General features: G+C 69.5%; 1 protein-coding gene and 1 pseudogene. One reads left to right on the top strand and one right to left on the bottom strand.

The window, feature by feature from the left end; all coding sequences use genetic code 11:
- Nucleotides 1-542, top strand: a 542-nt coding sequence (locus tag A5702_RS10320) for a VWA domain-containing protein (RefSeq protein ID WP_156669560.1), incomplete at its 5' end; no start/stop codon positions are given.
- A 4-nt stretch (nucleotides 543-546) separates the two neighbouring features.
- Here A5702_RS10320 and A5702_RS10315 read toward each other — a convergent pair.
- Nucleotides 547-924: pseudogene (locus A5702_RS10315) on the bottom strand (hypothetical protein); the annotation flags it as partial.

Genomic DNA, 924 nt, shown 5'->3' with positions numbered 1-924 from the left:
CGCCGCAGCACCAGGCGACGATCGACGCGCTCAAGAAGCTCGACTTCGCCGACAGCACGGCGACCGGGCAGGCCATCTTCACCGCCCTGCACGCGGTCAGCGCCACCGCCATCACCGGTGGCGACACGCCGCCGCCGGCCCGCATCGTGCTGCTGTCCGACGGCAAGGAGAACAAGCCGTCCAACCCCAGCGACCCGCACGACGGGGCCTACACCGCGGCCCGGGCCGCCAAGGCCGAGGGCGTGCAGATCTCGACGATTTCGTTCGGCACGCCGTACGGCACCGTCGAGTACGAGGGCGCCACCATCCCGGTTCCCGTCGACGATCAGACGCTGAAGAAGATCTGCGAGATCACCGACGGCCAGTCGTTCCACGCCGACAGCCTGGAGTCGCTGAAGGACGTCTACGCGACTCTGCAGCGCCAGATCGGCTACGAAACCGTCAAGGGCGACGCCAGCCTGGCCTGGATGCTGCTGGGGGCCGTCGCGATGGCCGGCGCCGTCCTGGCCGGCCTGTTCCTGAACCGCCGGCTGCCCTCCTGAGCGATCAGACCGGCAGTCGCCGGTTGATCAGCAGCGCCAGCGCCGTCGCGATCAGGGCGGTGAGCACGCCCAGGCGCAACCACCCGGCACTGCCGGGACCCGGCACGGTGCGGTAGCCGATGTCCTTCTCGATGGCGTTGTAGCTCTTGGACAGCTCGTCGACGGTGCCGGCGGTGTAGGACTGCCCGCCGGAGAGCTTGGCGATCATCTTCATCTGGTCCGTCGAGACCGGCACCGCGACCCGCTGCCCGTCCATCTCGATCTCGCCGGTCTTGGTGCCGAACGAGATCGTCGAGATGGGCACCCCCTCGTCGCGGGCCAGCCGCGCCGCGGTGTAGGCCCCGTCGTGCGGGTCGCTGGGGTTGGACGGCTTGTTCTCCTT

The organism is Mycobacterium sp. E3339 (genome assembly GCF_001666915.1).
Lineage (GTDB): Bacteria > Actinomycetota > Actinomycetes > Mycobacteriales > Mycobacteriaceae > Mycobacterium.
Note: the sequence above shows the minus strand (reverse complement) of the source record. Positions and strands in the feature narration are given on the sequence as shown.